This window comes from Halorubrum tibetense (assembly GCF_042661865.1).
In the GTDB taxonomy this organism is placed as follows: Archaea; Halobacteriota; Halobacteria; order Halobacteriales; family Haloferacaceae; genus Halorubrum; species Halorubrum tibetense.
On sequence record NZ_JBHSWW010000524.1, the window covers coordinates 1 to 951 of the forward strand.

1 protein-coding gene is annotated in these 951 nt (G+C 72.9%); it reads right to left on the bottom strand.

Features of this window, described 5'->3' with window-relative positions:
• Positions 1-159 precede the first annotated feature (159 nt).
• Positions 160-951: FAD-dependent oxidoreductase (locus tag ACFQEU_RS16705; RefSeq protein WP_379783970.1), on the bottom strand; the 792-nt coding region annotated here is incomplete at its 5' end.

Here is a 951-nt window from a genome sequence, read left to right on the forward strand (position 1 = left end):
GTCGCGGTCGGGGGCGCGGGATTCGTCGTCGGCCGCGGACTCGGCGCGCTCGGGGCAGGCGTCGAGGTCGACGACGGGATTGGGGATGGGACGGGTGAGGGAACGCCCGACGACACCGAGTCCGACGAGGACTGATCGTGGAGTGGGTCGGGGGTCGGACTACGCCGACTCCAGCGACCCGTTCAGCACCTTCGCGGCGACGAGCAGCGGGTCCCACACCGGGCTGAACGGCGGGGCGTACGCCAGATCGAGCCGTTCGAACTCGGCGACGGTGAGCCCCGACTCCAGCGCCGTCGCGACGGTGTTGATCCGCACGGCCGCGCGGTCGGCCCCGACGATGCTCCCGCCGATGAGCCGTCCCGTGTCGCGGTCGGCGACGAGCGTCACGTCGGTGTCCGACGACCCGGGGTAGTAGCCGGACCGCGAACCCGCGGTGACGGTCTCTCGGACCGGGTCGAACCCCGCCTCGATCGCCTCGTCCTCGTCGAGGATCCCGACCCGGCCACACTCCATGTCGAACGCCTTCACCACCGCCGTCCCGGCGATCTCCCCGACCGGGGTAGGGGTGCCGGCGACGGTCGACCCGATCGCTCGGCCGGCCCGGTTCGCCGTCAACCCCAGTGGGCTCCACGCGTCCTCGCCGGTCACCGCGTGGATCGCGGTCGCACAGTCGCCCGCGGCGTACACCTCGGGGAGGTTCGTCCGCCCGTGCTCGTCGGTCCGGATCGCGCCGCCCGGCCCCGTCTCGACGTCCGTGTCCTCGAGGAGGGCCGTGTTCGGTCGGATCCCGACGCCGACGACGACGAGGTCGGCAGGGAACGTCTCGCCGCTGGCCTCGACCGCTTCAATTCGCGAGTTCGCTCCGACGCCGGGGTCGTCATCGGTGACGAGCGCGTCGACGGGACTCCCCGTGTGGACGGTGACGCCGGTGGCGTCGAGCTCCGCCGCGAC